The organism is Moorena sp. SIO3B2 (assembly GCF_010692525.1).
Classification (GTDB): Bacteria; Cyanobacteriota; Cyanobacteriia; order Cyanobacteriales; family Coleofasciculaceae; genus Moorena; species Moorena producens.
In genome coordinates, this window is sequence record NZ_JAAHHE010000721.1 from 1 (window position 1) to 2,083 (window position 2,083).

Genomic DNA, 2,083 nt, shown 5'->3' on the forward strand with positions numbered 1-2,083 from the left:
AGAAGTCCTAAAACAAAATCAAATTCCCATCGATCATGGTCCAGTAACTCGTCCTACTGGCAGAGGTATCTATTTTTATGACCCCGATGGATTTATGGTTGAAATTCGCTGCGATGCGATTGAATGAGACTTCGCTGAAGTTGTGAATAATCGGGAATCGGGAATCGGGAATCGGGAATCGGGAATCGGGAATAAAAATTAAGGCAAATAACCTTAGTTTGACATAACCAACTTGATCCACGAGTTAGGAGACAGGAGTCATGATTTATAAGTCAAAGTTATGTTCTTGGAATAAACAAAATTGAAATTATCTTTGAAACCCAAAACTAACTAAAATTACTTATTTATGTTCCCTGATACCTGCTCTCTATTCTTAACTAATTTGATCGCCTTGGGGATTCCTAATCCCGACTCCCGACTCCCGACTCCCGATTCCCGATTCCCTGTTCCCTATTATCTCCTGCAATATTTAACGTAAAGACTTCTGCTTCTTTTCAAAATACTGTTGATGATAGTCATCAGCTAAATAATAGTCGGAAGCTGGTTTAATTTCAGTGACAATATCCTTATCAAACTTACCAGAAACTTGCAGCTTTTGTTTTGACAGTCTTGCCAACACTTCTTGTTCCTGATTGTGGAAAAATATCACCGATCGATACTGTTCTCCTCGATCAGGACCTTGACGGTTTAATGTCGTAGGGTCATGGATAGACCAAAATAGGTCAAGTAATTGTTCATAACTAACTTTTTCCGGGTCATACTCCACCTGTGCCACTTCCGCGTGACCGGTTATTCTTGATAATACATCTAGATAGCATGGGTTAGGAAAATGTCCGCCCATATAACCAACAGAAGTTGAGACTACTCCCTTCACTTTCCGAAATGCTGCTTCTACTCCCCAGAAACAACCACCACCAAATGTCGCTTTTTCCATCTTTGTTACGTAGTTAAACAGTAAATTTTGCGTAGGGTGCGTTAGGGACGGGCTCGCCTTCATTTTCCGCGTCGTAGCCAGTATTGGAAAAGCCCGTCCCGTAACGCACCGCTAATATTGGGACAGCCCTTCCGAAAATTGTCACGGGCAAGATGCCCATTCCACCCACCGGGTTAAACAGCTTTTAGGAGATGCACCCGTTATTGATCAATCATTGCTCAGGATTTATTCATTATATAGTAGTTGTCAATTTTTGAGGGAATCGGGAATCGGGAATCGGGTAAAAATAATGTGTATATTATTAGGATATAAACTGATAGCTTATAGCTGATATTTTTAACTATAAACTATAACCACTATCGTATTTTTTTTGTTTGTAACAAAATGTTTAAACTAAAAAAATAGCCTTGACTTTTTTCAAGATATTAGTAATAATAAAAATGTCCCCATAAGATGTTTATACAAAAAGCCGCGCTTTCAAGTTGACGCTACAAGCGCGGCTTTATCCCCAGTCACAAGCTATGTGTGAGGTAATTCTATGATGCCAAAAAAACGGTCAGTAGATCATCTGGTTCACTGTCAGCGAGCCCTAGACCGGCTTGCCCAAATTGCTGAAAGCCAATCCACACGCCCAGATTCAATGCCTCGTGCCATCACTGAGCGAGAGGAAATTTTGATCTACCTATACAGCAACTACCGACTGTCCATGACTCCCCAGGCGTTTTACGGCAAGTGGCAAGTCAATCAAGAAGACATGGGTAACATCTGCTGCCGCTCAACTTACGCCGTAAATAGCTGGCTGGCCCAAGGTGCTCGCTATAAAACTCCTAATGCCGATTCCTTATACCATCTGGCTTTAATGGATTTTGTTTTGGAGAATTTCGAGGCAATTCCTAAGGAGTTGTTGAATCGAGTTTGCTCTAAGGTTGAATAAGGTTGAAGGTTGAATGTAGAATGTAGAATTTAGAATGTAGAATGTAGAATGTAGAATTTAGAATGGTGAATTAAGAATGTAGAATGGTGAATGTAGAATGTAGAATTTAGAATTTAGAATTTAGAATGGTGAATGTAGAATGTATAATAGTGAATTAAAAATTAGACCTCTTGCATCTCATCAACCTTGATGAAGACAAGGCAAAAGGTATAAAT

General features: G+C 39.8%; 4 protein-coding genes. 3 read left to right on the plus strand and 1 reads right to left on the minus strand.

Features of this window, described 5'->3' with window-relative positions; translation table 11 throughout:
* A partial coding sequence (locus F6K38_RS40260; protein ID WP_353737287.1) for a VOC family protein occupies nucleotides 1-127 on the plus strand: 127 nt, incomplete at its 5' end.
* Nucleotides 128-346: 219 nt separating this feature from the next.
* A complete protein-coding gene (locus F6K38_RS40265; protein WP_267872089.1) occupies nucleotides 347-478 on the plus strand; it encodes a hypothetical protein in 132 nt (43 codons plus the stop codon).
* On the opposite strand, the gene msrA is transcribed toward F6K38_RS40265, so the two are convergent.
* Nucleotides 470-934, minus strand: coding sequence for a peptide-methionine (S)-S-oxide reductase MsrA (gene msrA / locus F6K38_RS40270; RefSeq protein ID WP_008188103.1), 465 nt, complete (start codon nucleotides 932-934; stop codon nucleotides 470-472). The two genes, F6K38_RS40265 and msrA, sit on opposite strands and share 9 nt — an antisense overlap.
* A 538-nt stretch (nucleotides 935-1,472) precedes the next feature.
* On the opposite strand from msrA, the gene F6K38_RS40275 reads away from it, so the two are divergent.
* Complete coding sequence (locus tag F6K38_RS40275) at nucleotides 1,473-1,868, plus strand: hypothetical protein (RefSeq protein WP_287251002.1); 396 nt, start codon at nucleotides 1,473-1,475, stop codon at nucleotides 1,866-1,868.
* Nucleotides 1,869-2,083: the final 215 nt, after the last annotated feature.